Origin of the sequence: Tannockella kyphosi (assembly GCF_021054785.1) — a bacterium.
Taxonomy (GTDB): Bacteria; Bacillota_I; Bacilli_A; order Erysipelotrichales; family Coprobacillaceae; genus Tannockella; species Tannockella kyphosi.
The window spans coordinates 871448-890702 of record NZ_CP088239.1 but is presented as its reverse complement, the minus strand read 5'-3'; the positions used below and the strand labels follow the sequence as shown (position 1 = coordinate 890702).

17 protein-coding genes are annotated in these 19255 nt (G+C 29.7%); 1 reads left to right on the top strand and 16 read right to left on the bottom strand.

Going from position 1 to position 19255, the window contains the following annotated elements; genetic code table 11:
- Positions 1 to 69: 69 nt before the first annotated feature.
- From tkt to LRR82_RS04490, 15 genes are all read right to left on the bottom strand, one after another.
- Positions 70 to 2046, bottom strand: a complete 1977-nt coding sequence (gene tkt / locus LRR82_RS04560; protein ID WP_249030347.1) for a transketolase — start codon at positions 2044 to 2046, stop codon at positions 70 to 72.
- Positions 2047 to 2118: 72 nt separating this feature from the next.
- Positions 2119 to 2358 carry a DUF896 domain-containing protein gene (locus tag LRR82_RS04555; protein WP_249030346.1) on the bottom strand — a complete coding sequence of 80 codons (240 nt, stop codon included), beginning with the start codon at positions 2356 to 2358 and terminating at the stop codon, positions 2119 to 2121.
- 203 nt (positions 2359 to 2561) lie between these two features.
- Complete coding sequence (gene yfmH / locus LRR82_RS04550; protein WP_249030345.1) at positions 2562 to 3842, bottom strand: EF-P 5-aminopentanol modification-associated protein YfmH; 1281 nt, start codon at positions 3840 to 3842, stop codon at positions 2562 to 2564.
- Positions 3835 to 5103, bottom strand: a complete 1269-nt coding sequence (gene yfmF, locus LRR82_RS04545; RefSeq protein WP_249030344.1) for an EF-P 5-aminopentanol modification-associated protein YfmF — start codon at positions 5101 to 5103, stop codon at positions 3835 to 3837. Before yfmF ends, yfmH begins: the two co-directional genes overlap by 8 nt.
- A gap of 90 nt (positions 5104 to 5193) precedes the next feature.
- Positions 5194 to 6156, bottom strand: coding sequence for an ABC transporter permease (locus tag LRR82_RS04540; RefSeq protein ID WP_249030343.1), 963 nt, complete (start codon positions 6154 to 6156; stop codon positions 5194 to 5196).
- Complete coding sequence (locus tag LRR82_RS04535) at positions 6156 to 7232, bottom strand: ABC transporter permease (protein WP_249030342.1); 1077 nt, start codon at positions 7230 to 7232, stop codon at positions 6156 to 6158. Before LRR82_RS04535 ends, LRR82_RS04540 begins: the two co-directional genes overlap by 1 nt.
- Positions 7222 to 8754 (bottom strand): ABC transporter ATP-binding protein, encoded by a 1533-nt coding sequence (locus LRR82_RS04530; RefSeq protein ID WP_249030341.1) that lies wholly within the window; start codon positions 8752 to 8754, stop codon positions 7222 to 7224. Before LRR82_RS04530 ends, LRR82_RS04535 begins: the two co-directional genes overlap by 11 nt.
- A gap of 95 nt (positions 8755 to 8849) precedes the next feature.
- Positions 8850 to 9929, bottom strand: coding sequence for a BMP family lipoprotein (locus tag LRR82_RS04525; RefSeq protein ID WP_249030340.1), 1080 nt, complete (start codon positions 9927 to 9929; stop codon positions 8850 to 8852).
- A 234-nt stretch (positions 9930 to 10163) separates the two neighbouring features.
- A complete protein-coding gene (locus LRR82_RS04520) occupies positions 10164 to 12419 on the bottom strand; it encodes a DNA translocase FtsK (RefSeq protein ID WP_249030339.1) in 2256 nt (751 codons plus the stop codon).
- 40 nt (positions 12420 to 12459) lie between these two features.
- The gene (locus tag LRR82_RS04515; RefSeq protein WP_249030338.1) at positions 12460 to 14151 is read right to left on the bottom strand and encodes a ribonuclease J; all 1692 of its coding nucleotides are present in this window, start codon (positions 14149 to 14151) and stop codon (positions 12460 to 12462) included.
- 170 nt (positions 14152 to 14321) lie between these two features.
- Complete coding sequence (gene dapA / locus LRR82_RS04510; protein ID WP_249030337.1) at positions 14322 to 15158, bottom strand: 4-hydroxy-tetrahydrodipicolinate synthase; 837 nt, start codon at positions 15156 to 15158, stop codon at positions 14322 to 14324.
- A complete protein-coding gene (locus LRR82_RS04505; RefSeq protein ID WP_249030336.1) occupies positions 15151 to 16215 on the bottom strand; it encodes an amino acid kinase family protein in 1065 nt (354 codons plus the stop codon). Before LRR82_RS04505 ends, dapA begins: the two co-directional genes overlap by 8 nt.
- The gene (locus tag LRR82_RS04500; protein WP_249030335.1) at positions 16208 to 16798 is read right to left on the bottom strand and encodes a dipicolinate synthase subunit B; all 591 of its coding nucleotides are present in this window, start codon (positions 16796 to 16798) and stop codon (positions 16208 to 16210) included. Before LRR82_RS04500 ends, LRR82_RS04505 begins: the two co-directional genes overlap by 8 nt.
- Positions 16785 to 17516, bottom strand: a complete 732-nt coding sequence (locus LRR82_RS04495) for a hypothetical protein (RefSeq protein WP_249030334.1) — start codon at positions 17514 to 17516, stop codon at positions 16785 to 16787. Before LRR82_RS04495 ends, LRR82_RS04500 begins: the two co-directional genes overlap by 14 nt.
- A 44-nt stretch (positions 17517 to 17560) precedes the next feature.
- Complete coding sequence (locus LRR82_RS04490; protein WP_249030333.1) at positions 17561 to 17896, bottom strand: hypothetical protein; 336 nt, start codon at positions 17894 to 17896, stop codon at positions 17561 to 17563.
- Positions 17897 to 17958: 62 nt separating this feature from the next.
- Between LRR82_RS04490 and LRR82_RS04485 the strand changes: the two genes are divergently transcribed.
- Positions 17959 to 18477: a hypothetical protein gene (locus LRR82_RS04485; RefSeq protein WP_249030332.1), complete on the top strand. Its 519-nt coding sequence runs from the start codon at positions 17959 to 17961 to the stop codon at positions 18475 to 18477.
- Here LRR82_RS04485 and LRR82_RS04480 read toward each other — a convergent pair.
- The gene (locus LRR82_RS04480) at positions 18470 to 19255 is read right to left on the bottom strand and encodes a type III pantothenate kinase (protein ID WP_249030331.1); all 786 of its coding nucleotides are present in this window, start codon (positions 19253 to 19255) and stop codon (positions 18470 to 18472) included. The two genes, LRR82_RS04485 and LRR82_RS04480, sit on opposite strands and share 8 nt — an antisense overlap.

Below are 19255 nucleotides of genomic sequence, written 5' to 3'. Positions count from 1 at the left end.
CCTTTTTCAATATAACTCGTTTTCATAACAAAATATGTCGAAAAAAAGATAAAACAAGAGTTTTATCTTTTAAAAGAGGCTTTTTACAGTTTCTACTACATTATTAATAGTAAATCCATATTTTTCAATTACTGTATTTGCAACAGCAGATGCTCCAAATTGACTAACAGAAATCACTTTTCCATCTAAACCAACATATTTATGCCATCCAAAGTCTGTTGCCATTTCAACAGAAACACGACGACGGATATTGTTTGGTAAAATAGATTCTTTATATTTAGTACTTTGTTTTTCAAATAGTTCTTGACAAGGCATTGATACAACACGAACATCAATATTTTGTGCTAATAAAGCTTCTTTTGCATCCATTGCTAAGTTAACTTCACTACCTGTAGCAATAATAATTGCATCAATGCGTGAAAGTTCTTTCCCAACAATATATGCTCCTTTACTAACACCATCATAATTAGTAGTCTCTAATGTGATTGTATTTTGTCTTGTTAATAATATACAAGTTGGTGAAGTTTTTGATTCTATCGCTAACTTCCAAGCAGCAATTGTTTCGTGACTATCACATGGGCGGATAATTTGTACATTCGGAATAGAACGTAACATCGCTAGTTGTTCAACTGGTTGATGGGTTGGACCATCTTCCCCTACTGCTATCGAATCATGAGATAATGGTATAATAATCGGTAAATGCATCAATGCAGACATACGTAATGCCCCTTTAAAATAATCACTAAATACCATAAATCCACCGGCACTAGGACGAACTCCTCCATGTAATGTCATCCCATTTAAGATTGAAATCATAGCAAATTCACGAATACCAAACACTAAGTTACGGCCTTCATAATTTTCTACACTAAATACTTTTTCATTATTAATAAAAGTTTTTGTAGATGACGTTAAATCAGCTGATCCTGACATAAAAGTAGGGATTTGTTTAGCAATTTCTTGAATTATTTCATTTGAAGTATTTCTAGTTGCATCACTATATCCTGTTTCATAGTTAGTATATAAATCTTGTAAATCGAATGTATATTTGCCTGCCATCGCTGCTTCAAACTCTTGAGCAAGCTCAGGATAGCTGTTTTTATATTCTTTTAATGTTCTTTTCCATTTATTAAATGAAGATTTACCACGACGAATTGCAGTTTTTTCAAAATCTTCATAAACTTCTTCTGGAACATGGAATTCTGGAAAATCAAATCCATAAGATAATTTTGCATTTTTACCATCTTCTTGACCTAATGGATTACCATGGACTTTATTAGTACCTTGATTTACTGATCCATAACCAATTATAGTTTTCATTATAATTAAAGTAGGTTTAAATAATTCTTTCTTCGCTTTTTTTATTGCCTTCGCAATAGCAGTATAATCATTACCATCACTCACAACTAATACTTGCCATCCACATGCTTCATATCTTTTTTTAACATCTTCGCTAGAAGACATTGATAAGGGACCATCTAAAGTAATATCATTTGCATCATAAAGAACAATTAACTTCCCTAATGATAAATGACCAGCAATACTAGCAGCTTCATAAGTAACTCCTTCTTGCATATCACCATCTCCACAAAGAGCATACGTATAATGATTAACAACTTCTAAATTTTCTCTATTATATTTTGTACTTAAAAACTTTTCTGCCATTGCAAAACCAACAGCCATTGGAATACCTTGACCAAGAGGTCCAGATGAAGCATCAACACCATCTGTCATATCACATTCAGGATGTCCTGGAGTTACTGAACCCCATTGTCTAAATTGTCTTAAATCTTCAATAGAAATAGAAAAATTAGACAAATGTAATAAAGAATATAGTAATGCTGAAGCATGCCCTGAAGCAAGAACAAAACGATCACGGTTAAACCATGAACTTTGCTTACTATAAATGTTTAATTCTTTTGTAAATAGCGTATATAACGCAGGGGCAGAACCCAAAACCATTCCTGGATGTCCTGACATAGCTGCATTAATTGTATCTATTCCTAATGAACGAATAGCAGCTATAGATAATTGTTCTTTTTCCATCTTTTTTCTCCTTACCAAATAAAAAACATAGCACAAAATTGAATAAAATTTTATGTATGTTTGATTGAACGACTATGAAAGTTTATTTTTTTCTTTTTCTTGTTTTAATTTTTCTGGTGTTACATCATTACCTTCTGGGTCAACAACTTTAATAGATGTTAGTTGACTCTTAAAACCTTTTCTAAATTCCTTTATATAGATAGCTCGTAGTTCTTGTTGTTCTATAGATTCTTCACTAGTAAGTGTGCCTTCTTTTTTCTTCTTTGCAAGAACATTAATTCGAGCGATTAGTTCACTATCAATTTGACTCATTTGTTTCTCCTTATTTAAATAGCTAGGAAGAGTTAGATTATCCCTGGTAATTACAGGTGGGCATCTATAACTTTGTTTTAGGATCCCTATTCTATGAAAGGTTTTCAACACCACAAGTTAAATCAGATTCCCGTATCTAAAGTTAGGAAATTATTACTTCCCAGCTACAATATTATAGCATGAATTAATCAATTATAAAACCCTTATTTGCTTTTAACAATACAAATACTTGCGTATTTTTTGTCAAATAATAGAATTGTATTATACACATCTTCTAATGTAATCGTATTTAATAATTCAATTAATTCAAAAGAATGGACTCCTTCAAAATAATAACGACTAAACATATTCGCAATACTTTCAGGTGAATTATACATATTAATAAACATCCCCATGTTTTTTCTTTTCATTCTTAAAAAATCAGATTCATGAATTTCTAGATTTACTAAGTCATCTAAAAACTTCATTAATGTTTCTTCTAGTTTTTGATAGTCATCAACATCACCACCTATTAAGATAAAAGCATAATCTCTTTCTTGAGTATAACTAGCAGAAAAACTACTATTGATAATACCTTCTTCTAACCAATCATTGTAAATTTTAGAGCTCTTAGAAAACAATAAATCAAACAATATATTAATAGCTAACTCTCTTTTAATTTTAGCTACAGTATCTTCTACAATATCATTTACTTTAATAGATAAAATGATTTTATTTAATTCAACATCCATAATCAATTCACTGCGTTCTAATTTCACTTCTTTTGGTTCTATTGTTTGATGACGAACAATTGGTTTAGGTAATTCAAATGTTTTATTCGCTTGATTTTGACGAATCAATTCCATCGTAGCTTCTACTTCAATATTACCAACAACAACAAGCATCATATTACTAGGATGATAAAAAGTTTGATAACATGTTTCTAACATTTCTTTAGAAGTACGATGAACACTTTCCTTATCTCCAGCGATATCTACGCCTACTGGATGATGTTGATATAAGTTTTGAATTGACCCAAAATACACACGCCAATCAGGATCATCATCGTACATACGTATCTCTTGCGTAATAATTCCTTTTTCTTTTTCAACACTTTCTTCACTAATTTCTAATGATTGTACAAAATCTAATAATAATTCAATACACTCATTAATATTACTTGTAGCTGTAAATTGATAAGCAGTTCGACTAGATGAAGTATATGCATTGGTACTAGCCCCTAATTTAGCGAACTCATCAGAAGCATCTCCACCATTCATATCAAACATTTTATGTTCTAAAAAATGAGCAACTCCATCTTCAACATTCACCATTTCACTTTGTCCTAAAGGAACAAAAGTAGTATCAACTGATCCAAAACAAGTATTAAATAAACCAAATGTTTTTTCAAATCCTAATTTTTGAATCAAATATACTTCCAAACCATTTTCCATTGTTTCATGGTAAACCGTTTCTTGTAAACTTTGATAATATGTTTTATTCATTTTCATTACCTCCTGTTAATAAGAATACAGTATCTAATTTAATACCATTAGCAGCTTCCATAATTTCATCTTTCGTTATCGCTAATATCTTCTCAAAATACTCATTAGAATCCATTACTTGACCAATTAAATCACGTTTAAAAGCACTAGCAATCATACTACCAGGTTCATCATTTGACTTAATAAGCGTATTTTTAATCATCATTTTCGCTATATTTATATCCTCTTCACTAAATTCTCCTTTTTGCATACATACTAATTGTTCTTCAATTAGAGAACGTGTTTTTAAATAATCATCCCCTTCAATACCTGCACAAACAATCATAACCCCATTAAAAGAATCATAATTTGAAGAAACATAATAACATAAACTATGTTTTTCTCTTACCACTTTAAATAATTTAGATTGAGAGAATCCTCCAAAGATAGAATTAAATAATGTAAAAGCAAAATGTTTATTATCTAAAATACTACAATCAATTGTATATCCCATATTTAATTTTGCTTGTTTAATATCTTGCTTTTCAATAATTTCTAAAACTTCTGCTCTATTGCTTTCAAAAGGATAAGCGGATTCAATATTTTGAATTTGCTTATCAAATAATAAGTTATTTTCAAAAATAGTTTGAATATTTTCATCAACATCCCCTACTACATATATATATTTTTCATCATTTTTTAAGCAAGATAATAAATATTGATATAATTCCTTATTATCAATTTCATCAATTTCATTTTCATAACCATTCGAAGAGATACCTAAAACATGATTATCTCCCATATTTTCTAATAATTTATCAAAACTATATGTAAACTTATCATCCTTATTAGCACGTATACGTGCTTTCAATTCTTTTTTCTTCATATCAAATATTTTTTGATCAAATTGATTATTTTTAATAAAAGGATGAAATAATACTTCTTTAAATAGATCGACTTGTTTCGTTGTTAGTGATTCTTTTTCAATTAAAAACTTTTCATTAACCACTACACTAGTCAAGTTGATAATATGTGCTTTTCCAGTTGAAGAAACACTAGAACTAAATCTAGCCCCATACATTCCCTCTAAATAAGTAGAAAACTCTCTAGGTGATGGATATTCATTCGTACCTGCTGTAAACATAAAAGAAAGTAACGTTCTTTTAGTTGCATTCTCTTTTGTTAGATTTGCACATAGCTTTAATGACATAGATATATTTTTAAATTTTTTTGTTGGTATTACATGCAATGTATATGCATCTGTTTTTATTATTTTATTCATAATTAATCCCTTTCTATCTTTATTATTATACACAATGTACGATGCTTTTTATACTAAAAGCATAAAAAAAAGATTGTTCCTAAGAACAATCTATCTTTTCGATTTATCGTAAGGCTCGCCACAAGCTTTAGGTGCAGCAGAGTTTTTCGAAGTAAACGCAAGCAATATTAAAGTTGCAACGTAAGGTAATAATTTATAATACGTTGGCGAAATTCCAGAATTTAATAATACTGGAACAATTACATAAGTTGTTGAAATTGTTTTGCAAATAGCAAAGAACACAGAAGCAGTAGCAATACGCCAAGGCTTCCAGTTACCAAAAATCAAAACCGCTAACGCTAAAAACCCATATCCAGCCACTTGGCTATCAAATGAAGTTGTTACAGGGATAACATAAATAATCCCACCAACTCCAGCTAAAACTCCAGAAATAATAACCCCTAAATAACGCATTTTACCAACATTAATACCGGCAGCATCAGCAGCCTGTGGAAATTCTCCACATGCACGCATTCTCAAACCAAATTTAGTCTTATAAAAGAAGAACCAAGTTCCAATCAAGATAAAAATCCCTAAAAAAGTTGTTAAATAGAAATTCGTGAAAAGTAGTTCTCCAATAAATGGAATATCTGTTAACACTGGAACTCTTGAAATAATAAATTCATTTTTAAATGAAATACTATCAGTTCCATTAAAAATTAATTTAGCAACAAAAACACCAATTGCAGGTGCTAATAAATTTAAAGCAGTCCCACTAATTGTTTGATCTGCACCAAAACTAACCGAGGCAACAGCATGAAATAAAGAAAATAATCCTCCAGCAATTGCAGCAGCAAGAATACAAACTAATAAAAGTGCTTGACCAGATAAAATTTCATAAGTTTGTAAAAAATACATTAATAAAATCCCAATAAAAGCACCAAAAATCATAATCCCTTCTAAAGCAATGTTAACTACACCGCTTCGTTCACTAAATAGCCCAGCAAGAGCAACTACTAATAAAGGAATACAAAACAATAACATTTGATCAAACATGAAATGAAAAATAACCATTATTCTTTACCTCCTTTACCAATTTTTTCAAAAAAGCTTTCAATAATCTTTCGAATAAAGAATGAAAATGCACTACAATAAATAATACATGCAACGATAACATCAATGATTTCCACTGGAATATTATAAGCTTGCATATAATATCCTCCAAGTTCAATGTACGAAATAAATAATGCCGCACAAATAACACCTAAAGGATTATTAAACCCTAACAATGCAATTGAAATTCCAGTGAACCCATCAGCCGCTAAGACTTCTGATGTTGAAATTGATTTACCAGTCCCTGCAGTATAAGCTAAAGCACCACCAATACCCGCAAAGAATCCAGCAATCATCATTGAAATAATAATGCATTTTTTATCATCCATTCCAGCATATCTACTTGCTTCTGAATTATACCCTACAGCTTTTAGTTCAAAACCAAATGTAGTTTTATTTAAAATAAAATAAGCAAGAATACATAATCCAATTGCAATGAAAATACCAATGTTAACATTTGAACGATTAAAAAAATCATACAAACCAAACGAAGGTACTGCATTTGCAGACGAAACAGTTAATGAAGTTGCACCTGTAGAATTATAAATATATTGTTTTACCCACTTAATAACAAGAAGCATACCGATATAGTTCATCATAATGCAAGAAATAACAACATTTACATTACGGAACGCCTTCAATATACCTGGAATAATTGCCCAAATAGCTCCAGCAATTCCACCTGCAATTAAAGCAACTAACCATAGTACTGATGAAGGTATAAAGTCACAATATGTACAAACAAATATCGAAGTAAAGGCTCCTAAAATATATTGTCCTGGAGTTCCAATATTGAAAACCCCACATTTAAATGCAAAAGCAACTGACAACCCTGTCATCATAACAGGCATAGCATAAAACAAAACTTCACCTGTACTTTTAATACCTTTATAAAAACCACCACTCAATAAGACTGTATATGCATCTACAGCAATAGAAGAGTCAGTAAGATAAACAACAATAAAACCAATAATTAAACCAATGACTATAGCCACCAATGAAGAAGTTAGAGCGATGATTAGATTTTTATTTTTCATAGCCTACACCTCGCTTCGATCCGGACATATATAGCCCTAATTCTTCTACCGTAATATCTTCAGGACGAACATTTGCAACAATCTCTCCTTCATAAATAACAAGAATACGATCACTGACAGACATAACTTCCTCTAATTCTAAACTAATCAATAATACAGCACTATTATTATTTCTTTGAGCCACTAGTTGTTTATGAACAAATTCAATTGCTCCTACATCTAAACCACGGATTGGTTGAACAGCAATTAATAAATCTGATTCTTGAGAAACTTCACGAGCAATAATAACTTTTTGTTGGTTACCACCAGACATTCCTCTAGTGTTTGAAATTGCCCCTTGACCAGAACGAATATCAAATTTTTCAATTAACTGATTTGCTCTTTCACGGATATTTTTAAATTTCAAAAATCCCTTTGAAGAGATTTCCTTATGAAAATAGTTTTTCAAAATAATGTTTTCTTCTAAAGAATAATCTAAAACAAGCCCATGTTTATGACGATCTTCTGGAATATGAGCCATTCCACCTTCAATACGTTTACGAACAGAATGCTTACTTATGTCTTCTCCATGCATAAACACTTTTCCGTCTGTATGCTCTAACATACCAGTTAAAGCATAAACAAGTTCTGATTGTCCATTACCATCAATACCTGCTACACACACAATTTCTCCAGCATGAATATCAAAAGAAATATTATCTAAAACCTTTTTATGTGTTTCATGAAGAGCGTATGAAAGATTTTTAACTTCTAAAATAACATCCCCTAAAGGAATTTCACTTTTTTCGACTTCAAAATTTACATCACGTCCAACCATCATCCTAGATAAATCTTCTTTTGAAACTTCATCTACGTTTACAGTATCAATATATTTACCTTTACGTAAAATTGTGCAACGATTTGCTACTTCTTTAATTTCATTTAACTTATGAGTAATAAAAATAATTGATTTTCCTTCGCTAATTAAGTTTTTCATGATTTTTAAAAGTTCAATTATTTCTTGAGGTGTTAAAACAGCAGTTGGTTCATCAAAAATTAAAATATTATTATTTCTATACAACATTTTTAAAATTTCAACACGTTGTTGCATACCAACTGTAATATCACTAATTAAAGCGTCTGGATTGACATTTAAATGATATTGCTTTGACAATTCAAGAACACGTTCTCGAGCTTCATTTAAAAACAACTTTCCATTTTTTGTAGGTTCAATCCCTAAAACAATATTTTCCAAAACTGTAAAATTATGAACCAACTTAAAATGTTGATGCACCATCCCTATTGCATGATCATTGGCATCAAGTGGGTTATTAATTTTGACTTCTTCACCATTTATTTTTATACATCCTTTATTTGGTTGGTAAAGACCAAATAAAATTGACATTAGTGTAGATTTTCCAGCACCATTTTCACCTAATAAAGCATGAATCTCTCCTTTTTTTAATTGGAGAGTAACATCATCATTAGCAATGATACCAGGAAATTCTTTCGTAATATTCAACATTTCTATAACATATTCCATACATTCACTCCTTTAGTCAACATTATACACGAAACGACTTTATATATAAATATTTTTTATAAAAAAAAGCACATATTACTATGTGCTTTTTAAGATTAGTCAGCAATATAAGTGATTGTCATAGAGTCAGTAGCAAACATGCTAGGATCTCCAGCGTAATCAGAATAATCTGAATATGTTTCAATAGCAATTGAACCATTTTTTACATTTTCAAATAATGCAGTATAATCATCTTCAGTAAATACACTGAATCTAGAGAAATCATCAGATAATCCAACATAATCACCTTCAGCTCCTAAAATTTCATAACCTGAAGGGAAACTACCTTCACTATAAAGAATTAAAGTATCATATACAGTATTAACAACACCCTTCATAGCAGAAGTAATAACTGTGTCAGAAGAACTACTTTGATCACTGTCAACACCGATAGTATAAGCACCTACTTCTTCAGCAGCAGCGAAAATTGAATCACAAATTCCTCCACCACAAGAGAAAATTATTTCAACACCAGATGCATACCAAGATGAAGCAGAAGCCTTAATGTCAGTACTTGCATTGAATGATCCAGTATAATAGTAAGTCATGTTGATAGTAACTCCTAATTCTTCAGCAGCATCAGCAGCACCTTGAACATAACCATATCCGAAGTTAACTACTGCAGGTAAAGCGATACCACCCATAAATCCAATTTCAGTAAATCCTTCAACAACAGCAGCATAACCAGCTAAGTAACCAGCTTGTTGTTCTAAATATGTAACACAATATAAATTTGATTCGATATCACATTCTTCTCCTTCAAGAGTTGGTGTAGAATCGATTAAGATAAAGTTAACATCAGGATAATCATATTGCGCTTGCCCAACAGCATCTGCAAATTTGTAACCTGGACAAACAATAACTTTCGCACCATTATCAATTGCTTCTTCAATAGATGAAGTATACCCAGCAGTATCAAATTCAAGTGGTTCATAATATTTGTAAGTCACTCCATACTCATCTCCAAAAGCTACAACAGCTTCCCAAGCACTTTGATTAAATGACTCATCAGTAATAGTACCTTCGTCTGTTACTAACGCAATTTCATAAGTTTCAGCAGCTGTATCGCTGTCACTACTAGAACATCCAGTTAAACAAACAGAAAACACTAAAAATAAAGCTAATAATTTTTTCATTCTTTTTCCTCCTTAGAATATTTCTAGAGAAATTTTAACACTATTATACTTATTTGAAAAGCCATTTTTACTAAAAACTCGACAATTGTTTACACAAAATACTCAAATACGTCCTTTAAATCCCTTAAATGCATTAAAAATGACATAAATTAACTAAATATAACCACTTTGTTTTATTTTCAAATAAAACATCATAATTACTTTTAGTAAAAAAATGTACTAATAAATAGTACATTAATTTTCTTCTTCATAAGCTCTAACATATACTTCACGGGGTTTAGACCCAATTTGAGGCCCAATGATGCCATCACTTTCTAATTGATCAATAATACGAGCTGCCTTATTGTATCCAATTCTAAATTGTCTTTGTAATAAAGAAGCACTTGCTTTTTGAACGCTTATTACATAATTACGACAATCTTCATACTCTTCATCATTATCATCATTATCAGATGATGATACAGATTCATTTTGAATCTTTTCAAATCTTTCAGCATATTTAGCAGTTTGTTGAATAGAAACATAGTTTGTTATTTTAGCAACCTCTTCATCACTAACAAATGCCCCTTGGACACGTTGTGGTGAACTAGTCCCCATTGGTAAATACAACATATCTCCTTTACCAAGTAACCTTTCAGCACCAGTAGAATCTAATATTGTTCTAGAATCAATACTGGAAGCCACTGCAAAAGCAATACGTGAAGGAATATTTGCTTTAATGACACCAGTAATAACATCAGTACTTGGTCTTTGGGTTGCAACAATCATATGGATACCAGCAGCACGTGCTTTTTGAGCAATACGCATAATACAATCCTCTACTTCTTTACTAGCTACCATCATTAAATCAGCTACTTCATCTAAAATAACTACAAAATAGCTTAAGACCTCTAGCTTTTCATCAGGAGAAAGATCATTTTTCTTTTTAGCATACTCATTATAAGACTCAATATTACGAACATTATGCATTGTAAAAACATCATAACGACGTTCCATTTCATTAACAACTTCTCTTAATACACTAGCAGCTTTTTTAGGATCTGTTACTACTGGAGTTAATAAATGAGGTATCCCATTATAGTTAGATAACTCTACTTTTTTAGGATCAATTAAAATAAGCTTCACTTCACTAGGTTTTGCTCTCATTAAAATACTACAAATAATCGTATTAACACAAACAGATTTACCACTACCAGTAGCTCCAGCAATCAGTAAATGTGGCATCTTATTTAAAGCTGCATATACACAATGACCACTAACATCTTTTCCTAAAGGCACTACTAATTTATTTGATTTTAAATCATTTGGAATATCATGAAACAATTCTCTAAAAGATACTAAAGAGGAAGTCTCATTAGGCATTTCAATACCAACTGCAGACTTTCCTGGAATTGGTGCTTCAATACGGATATCTTTTGTTGCTAAGGCTAAACGAATATCATCTTGTAGTTGAATGATTTTATTAACACGAGTACCTGTTTCTAAAACCAATTCATATTTTGTAATAGAAGGACCAATAAAGACATCTTGAATAGAAGCATTGACACCAAATTGTTGTAAAACATTGGTTAGTCTTTGTGCATTATCTAAGGCACTATCTTTATTATTAGATTTTGTTTTTTTACTATATTTTAATAAAGTTAAAGGTGGTAATTGATAATTCGTATCATCTTGGTTTGGTAAAACCAAGGGAACTTCTTCTTCTATTGGTTCTGGTTGCGTATTTTCAATAATTGTAAATGGAACTACTTTTTTAGGTTCCTTACCTACTTTTTCATTTGTTTTTAAAATATCAATAGTTGGAGTATCCTCTTTTATATTTTTTTCTTCAAATACTTGTTCTGGAAATAATGGCGCTTTTTTAACTTCATTTTGAGTAAAAAATTCTTTCCTTTTAGGTTGTTTTACTTCTTTTACTTGATATGTTTGATTATCAATCTTCACTTCTTTTTTGACTTTCTTTTTTGCTTTTTGTTTTTGCATATATACCGTGTATTCTTTACCACCAACAAAAATTAATCCAACACAAATCAAGATAACAGCCGCAATCATCGTTCCAATATAATCAAATAACATGCTAAACAAAGAATAAATAAAAGATCCTATAATTCCTCCTCGATTAAGAGGCAATGTACTAATATAACTACTTAATACATCAAAGCCAACTATTTCAGTATTACTTGGGACACTAATAATTAACAAAATACCTAGCATTAATAAATAAAGCCCTACTGCACGAGGTCCAGTAAATTTGGGAATAATTGCTTTTATTAATAGATAGCCAAATAAAACAAACAAAATAAAATATAAAATACCTGTAAAATTTCCAAATAAAACAAGAAATAAGTAATGTGTTTTTTGACCTACAAACCCTAATTGTAAACTAGCTAAGGCAACAAGAAACATTCCCATTAAACCAGCTAAACGCATTTGTAAATCTTTACTAATCTCTTCTTGTTTTGCTTTTACACTTCTTTTTGTTTTTGCCATAAGCTCTCTCCCTCTTTGAAAAAAGCAAGCCTAAAGCTTGCTATACTTCTATTACTACTGGTAAAATAACTGGTCTTTTTCCAGTTTCTTTACTAATATAACGACTTACTTTATCTTTTATAATTTGTCTTATTTCAACTACTTCTAATTTCGGATCTTTTTTAAGTGTCGCTATTTGTTCTTCACTCATTTCAATGATTGTACGAATAATATATTCACTATCTCTTAAATAAATAAATCCTCTTGATTGTACATCTGTTGTAGTTACAATATCTTTGGTTTTACTATCTATTGTTAAACCAATAATAACTACTCCATCATTTGATAATTGAATACGATCATCAATAACCTTTTCTCCAACATCACCAACACCAATACCATCAATCATTACATCTTCTACTTCAATAGCATCTCTAAATCCTGCTAATTTTCCATCTTTAAATGTAATTCTTTCTCCATTATCTAAGATAACAATATTTTCATCCGCAATATTCATTCCTTTTGCTATTTTCATATTAGCAACAAAATGTTGATATTCTCCTTTTACAGGAATAAAGTATGTAGGATTAAAAATTTGAATTAATACTTTAATATCTTCTTGTGAAGCATGCATCGAATATAAACTTTTACTTTTTAATAAGTGAATTTTTGAATCTGTTTTATATAATTCATTTTGTGCTCTAGTTGCAATTTTTTCAGTTCCTGGTAAAACTGGTGAAGCAACAATAAAAGTATCATCTTTTTCTAACTTTAAGAATTCATCTCCACCATCAATAATATCACAAATATCATGATAAATAGTTCTAGGACTACCAGTTAACATAACCACAAGTTTCTCTTTTACCCCAGGTTTATTAATATCTCCTTTAAAAGCAATAATATCTGGTGATATATCAATAATAGCTTTTTTTAACTTTTGACCAATACGAACTATACTATTCGTACTATCATATTTATCACGTCCATAAAATACAACACGACGATTGTATTTACGTGCTAATTCTAGAATTTCTTTTGTTCTAAAAATATTTTGTGCATAAGTAGAAATAATCATTCTACCTTCTGTTTCCTCAAAAATATTTTCAATTAACGGTGTTAACTTATGCTTAGGTGAAGTATATCCATCTTTGGTTGCATATGACGATTCTACAAGCATTGCTAAAACACCTTTTTTAGCGATTTCCATCATCTTTTGAATATCACAACCAAATCCTTCAGGAGCTCCAAAATCAATAATAAACTCTCCTGTATAAACGATATAACCTTCACTAGTCCAAATAGCAATACCAACACTTCCTGGAATAGAATGTGTTACCGGGAAGAACTCGATTGGTATTCCATCAATGGTAATAGAACCATTACGTTTAACACGGTTTAATTTATAATTAATTTTTGAATTATGACGATTATAACGATCCATCATTTGTTCAATTAAATCAGCTGTTAAATTTGGTGCATAAACTGGAACATTTACGACTTGTAATACATAAGGTAATCCTGCCATTACATCATCATGACCATGACTAATAATAATAGCTTTTACCTTTTTCTTATTTTCAATTAAATAATCATAACTAGGAATAATAATATCTACTCCTAATTTATCAATTTCAGGGAATCTAAATCCAGCATCTAATATAATGATTTTATCATTAATTTCAATACAATACATACTCTTCCCTAACTCCGCTTGCCCTCCTAGAGGCAAGATACGAATGTTGTCTTTTTTCATGTTTTCTCCTTTTTTCTAAAACTATTATTTATATAAATAATGATTCTTCTTTTATTTCGATAGTAATTAGTAGCAGTATTATAGCATAGACACTATAAAATATCCACTGTATTGTTCATTAAAATAGTATACCACAATTCTAGAAAAAAAGAAGTAACTAGAATAAAAAACTAGTTACTCCTAAAGACTCGATTTAACTGGGCTGACATCTCATTAGACACCGGAACTAAAGGTAAGCGTAAATAGTTTTGAATTAATTTCTTTTGGGATAAAAGATACTTGATTGGAGCTGGTGAACTATCTTTAAATAAATAGTTTACTTTTAGTTTATAATCAAAATAATCTATTGCTTCTTTTCTAGCAGCATCCTCCATCGTTTTATACAAAAGATGACTTGCTACCGAAATAACCCCATCTAATTCCATCATAATAGCAGCCTCTAATAGTTCATCACTACCTAAATAAACACAAAAACCTGGTAACTGTTCTTTTAATAAAACCGCATCTTTTATATCTCCTGCCTCTTTTAAACCAATAATATTATCATTGTTTTTAACAAGATTTATAATTGTATTTGTTTGTAGAGTTACACTAGTTCGACTTGGAACATTATATAAAATGATATTTTTATCGCTAGCTTTTGCTATTGCATCAAAATGTTGAAACAATCCTTCTTGATTTGGTTTGTTATAATATGGTGTAACAACTAACCATGCCTCTATCTTTTCAATGATTGATAATTGTTCCATTTGATAAATTGCTTCTTTTGTACAATTGCTACTAATACCAACAATAAAACGACACTGTTTAAAATGTTGAATCATATAATGAATATATTCTATTTTTTCTTTCATTGATAAACAAGAACACTCACCCGTTGTACCACACAAAACAAAATGCGTATTCCCTTCCTTTATTAAATAATCCATTAATCTATGAATCGATAAATAATCAATACGGTTATCCTCTTTAAAAGGAGTAACTAAAGCAGTAATAATATCAAACATAACGATCATCTCTAACAATGATATCATGTAATTGATTAAGCTCTTCAATTTCCTTTCTTTTTTCAATATAATAACTATCTTTCTCCCTATTACTAGGTATACACATGCCATCCAAATAGTTTTGACAAATAGGTTGATTATCCAATGCACAGTTAACAAAATGAACTTTTGTTAACTTATTAACAATACTATAATTAGCTTGTAGTTTCGTTACATCTTCTTTCTTTATAATTGCTAAGTCATTCATCATTTCATAAATAAAATATTCATCCTTTTTAATTAACTGTTCTACTTTAATTAAATAATAATCAAAATCAATAGACATCATTTTATGATTACTTGTTTTACTAGAAACCAATGTTTTATAATCTTTTTGAAAGGTGGATTGTAATTTAATGACAAATCCATCTTGTTTTTGAGCTTGCTCTAAAGCTTTATAACAAATAATCCTTGCTTTATGAGTAGCTAAATTCATTGCTTGAATATAACTTACTTCATTTAATAATCTTGGATTATAAATATAATGAGGATCCCCTGTATAAATACCACAAACATCTGAATATACTGTTATCTTATCCAATCCTAACGCCTGTCCTATACAAACAGCACTATAATCACTATCCCCTGCTTCTAATATTTGTATTTCTCCTTGTTCATCAATACCTTGGAAACCTGGCACAATAACAATATCAAATTTTTTAAACAAACTATTTATATATTTTGTATCAATCGATTTAATTTGATTCTCTTTGACTATTATTTTTGCTTGATAACTGGATATTGACAACGCTTTACAACCTTTTTCTTGTAATTCATTTGATAAAATAACGCTACTAATAATTTCTCCTACACTAATAATACGAGCATTTTCTTGTACCGTTACTTTTGTTGAAATAAGACTTTCTAATGTTTTAGTAGCATAGGCTTGGGGATATCTCCCCATCGCACTAACAACTACAACTAATTTATCTTTTTCATTCATCAAAATATCAATCACTTTTTCTCTGCTCTTTTTATCTTTTAAAGAACTACCACCAAACTTAACTACTTTAAGCATCACTATCACCTATAAAAACAGGTTGCACTTGTTTAGCTAGTAATGCACATTCAATAGATGGAGCAAGATGTTTGATACTTGCAATCATACTATTGGGCTTATCTAGCACATTATCTTGAATCATCGGTATAAAATAATATTGTTTTGTATTTAATAGTTGCATTAAATTCTTTCCACTGGTAGATAAAGCATCATTTGTACACAACCCTATTAATATATTTCTTTGATTACGTAAAGTTGCTTTACAGCCCATTGTTACAGCATTATCATTAATACCCGTCGCTAATTTAGCTAGGGTATTACCGCTACATGGATATACAATCATTAAATCTAGTTTTTCTATTGGACCAAACTTTTCAGCTTGAACGATGTCATCAATAATTGGTCTTTTTATTCTTCTTTCTATTTGTTTAATTAGTTCACTCGATTTATTAAATCGAGTATCATATTTACGGATCGTATCACTAAACAAAACATACAAATCACCATGATTCTTATTAATATAATCAATTACTTCTAACATATCATTCATAGAACAAAAAGAACCAGTAATAGCTAAACCAATTTTTTTATTCGTTAACAATTAAATCATCCCTCTTCATTATTGTATTTGCAATCATCTTTCCTGATAAAGGTGTATGATAATACGTTGGTAAGCTACTTAATCGTTGATAAGATAGACTACTTATCAACTCATTTAAACCATAAGGCTTAGATGCCAAATCATAGATTTTAACATTATCATTTTCTAATGAAATAACAGGTGCAGGAACGGTATTAATAATAACTGTTATTGTTCTAGGATAGCAACAAGATAAAAGAGAATACAAAATAGCATCTTTTTGTAATTGGAAATGTTCCTCGATATTATCTGTTGCTACATAAACACAAGCATCCAATGCCCTTAAGACTTTATATGCTTGTTTTCCTAAATTACCATAACCTAAAATTAAATAAGTATTATCATGTATTGACTGTTTTTCATTTGTAATTAAATAACCTATTAATCCTTCAATAGTAAATAATGTATTTTGGTAAACAAAATCTTTATCATTACTAAGATTGTGATATTTTGCATTCGATAATTCACACTGTTTTTCTATCGCTGGATGATAACAAAGGGTATATACATCTGCCAAAGACATAAAATCTTGATCACTATATTTATCCCCTTGCATCCCTAAATAAACCAAAGAACAATCTTTTATCAAATTCTTTGATAAAAGACAATATCCTGCTTGTTTCAAACTATCCTTAATCGATTCACTTCTTTTATCACTACAATCCACATATGCTCTCATAAGTCACCTCCATATATCATATGTCCTATGTTATAGAAAGTTTCCTAGTTATTTTCACATAACGTATGCCCTGTTTCAATGATAATATAATTGATTAAATCTTCTATTCGTGGTTTGATAATATCACCAATCTGATCAATATACTCTCCTTGTCTGGATAAAGACATTACTGGCACTTCATATTCTAACTTTATTTCAAATAATGCAATGCTATCTTCTTGTCCTACTGATACAACACAAGAAATAGATGGTGTTACATCACCATGGTAATGAACCTCTAACTTAGCTTTTACTAAGCTAGGTAAATATTTTTGATACTCTTTACTTACTTCTACATTGACTTTTGTTAACTTTACTTCATTATCGTTTATTTTTTCCATTCAATTATCCTCCATTATGTTATACTTTAAAATATCAACAATTACTTTAAGGAGTTTAAAAAATGTTACTTTTTCTTATTTATATTGGTGTTGCTTTCTTATTACCAAGTGTTCATCAAAATATTACCTATTTTTCTTATAGTGAAGGCTATTATTTTGTCTATTTATTTGTGATTATTAGTACAAACATTACCCTTACCTATCATTGTTATTTATTATCGAAAGGGAATAATAAATATCTAAAATTAACTATACTCACTTCATTAACGATGCTTTTAGGAGCATTACTTCCTTATCATGTAGAAAGTAATGATATTTTTAGTACGTTACATGTTATGATTACTACTTTTTCTAATATTTTATTGTTTTATTTACTTGCTTTATTTATTGAAGAATATAAATATATTGATTATTCTATTTATCAAAAGTTATTTCAATTATGCATGTATTGTATTAGTTGTATTGGTATTTTTTTAGTATTTTTTGGTTCCATTAACATAGTTGTTGAAATCAGCCTTCTAGTAAGTATTTTATATTTATTAAAACAATTGCAAATATATAAAAAATACATCCTTAATTGAATGTATTTTTTAATGCGATATTTTTGTCATAAATATATTTTAATCCTTTGAATGTTAAATCAGGGTCATATACATCAATATATGATGACTCGTTATAAATGAGTCTCCCTAATCCACCTGTTGAAATAACTTTCATATCTTGTCCATACTCTTTTTTTATAACCTTTATAATATGATCAGTTAAGCCAATATAACCAAAAACAATTCCTGCTTGCATACTATCTACTGTATTTTTAGCAATTGCAAAAGGTGGTTTTTCAATAGCTACTTCTGGTAATTTAGCTGCTTGTAAACTTAATGCATTATTACAAATATTAATACCAGGAGCAGTTGTTCCTCCTAAAAATTCTCCTTTTTCATTAATAACATCAAAAGTAGTTGCAGTACCAAAATCAATTACGATACAAGGTCCTCCATATAAATTGAAAGCACCAGCTGCATCTACAAGACGATCAGCTCCTAATGTTTTAGGATCATCTATTTTAATAGAAATCCCAGTTTTAATACCAGGTCCTATAATAATCGGTGTCTTTAATAAATATTTTTTTAATGAATTAACAAAAGAATAATTTATTTTAGGTACTACAGAAGATAAAATAATATCCTTAATTTTATCTATTTGAATATTAGAAGCTTGTAAAAAGCTTAATATCATAAAACCATATTCATCACTAGTTCTTTGAAATTTAGTTGTTAAACGATAATGTCCAACAATCTCTTCTTCATCAAAAATAGCAATGGTAATATTTGTATTTCCTATATCTACTGCCATTAACAT

Excerpts from the sequence above, each read along its gene's own strand:
- LRR82_RS04485 (WP_249030332.1), top strand. The coding sequence starts at position 17,959 with ATGTTACTTTTTCTTATTTATATTGGTGTTGCTTTCTTATTACCAAGT.
- LRR82_RS04540 (WP_249030343.1), bottom strand. The coding sequence starts at position 6,156 with ATGGTTATTTTTCATTTCATGTTTGATCAAATGTTATTGTTTTGTATT.
- LRR82_RS04520 (WP_249030339.1), bottom strand. The coding sequence starts at position 12,419 with ATGGCAAAAACAAAAAGAAGTGTAAAAGCAAAACAAGAAGAGATTAGT.
- tkt (WP_249030347.1), bottom strand. The coding sequence starts at position 2,046 with ATGGAAAAAGAACAATTATCTATAGCTGCTATTCGTTCATTAGGAATA.
- LRR82_RS04505 (WP_249030336.1), bottom strand. The coding sequence starts at position 16,215 with ATGCTTAAAGTAGTTAAGTTTGGTGGTAGTTCTTTAAAAGATAAAAAG.
- yfmF (WP_249030344.1), bottom strand. The coding sequence starts at position 5,103 with ATGAATAAAATAATAAAAACAGATGCATATACATTGCATGTAATACCA.
- LRR82_RS04480 (WP_249030331.1), bottom strand. The coding sequence starts at position 19,255 with ATGTTAATGGCAGTAGATATAGGAAATACAAATATTACCATTGCTATT.
- LRR82_RS04495 (WP_249030334.1), bottom strand. The coding sequence starts at position 17,516 with ATGAGAGCATATGTGGATTGTAGTGATAAAAGAAGTGAATCGATTAAG.
- LRR82_RS04525 (WP_249030340.1), bottom strand. The coding sequence starts at position 9,929 with ATGAAAAAATTATTAGCTTTATTTTTAGTGTTTTCTGTTTGTTTAACT.
- LRR82_RS04555 (WP_249030346.1), bottom strand. The coding sequence starts at position 2,358 with ATGAGTCAAATTGATAGTGAACTAATCGCTCGAATTAATGTTCTTGCA.
- dapA (WP_249030337.1), bottom strand. The coding sequence starts at position 15,158 with ATGTTTGATATTATTACTGCTTTAGTTACTCCTTTTAAAGAGGATAAC.
- LRR82_RS04530 (WP_249030341.1), bottom strand. The coding sequence starts at position 8,754 with ATGGAATATGTTATAGAAATGTTGAATATTACGAAAGAATTTCCTGGT.
- LRR82_RS04535 (WP_249030342.1), bottom strand. The coding sequence starts at position 7,232 with ATGAAAAATAAAAATCTAATCATCGCTCTAACTTCTTCATTGGTGGCT.
- LRR82_RS04515 (WP_249030338.1), bottom strand. The coding sequence starts at position 14,151 with ATGAAAAAAGACAACATTCGTATCTTGCCTCTAGGAGGGCAAGCGGAG.
- LRR82_RS04490 (WP_249030333.1), bottom strand. The coding sequence starts at position 17,896 with ATGGAAAAAATAAACGATAATGAAGTAAAGTTAACAAAAGTCAATGTA.
- yfmH (WP_249030345.1), bottom strand. The coding sequence starts at position 3,842 with ATGAATAAAACATATTATCAAAGTTTACAAGAAACGGTTTACCATGAA.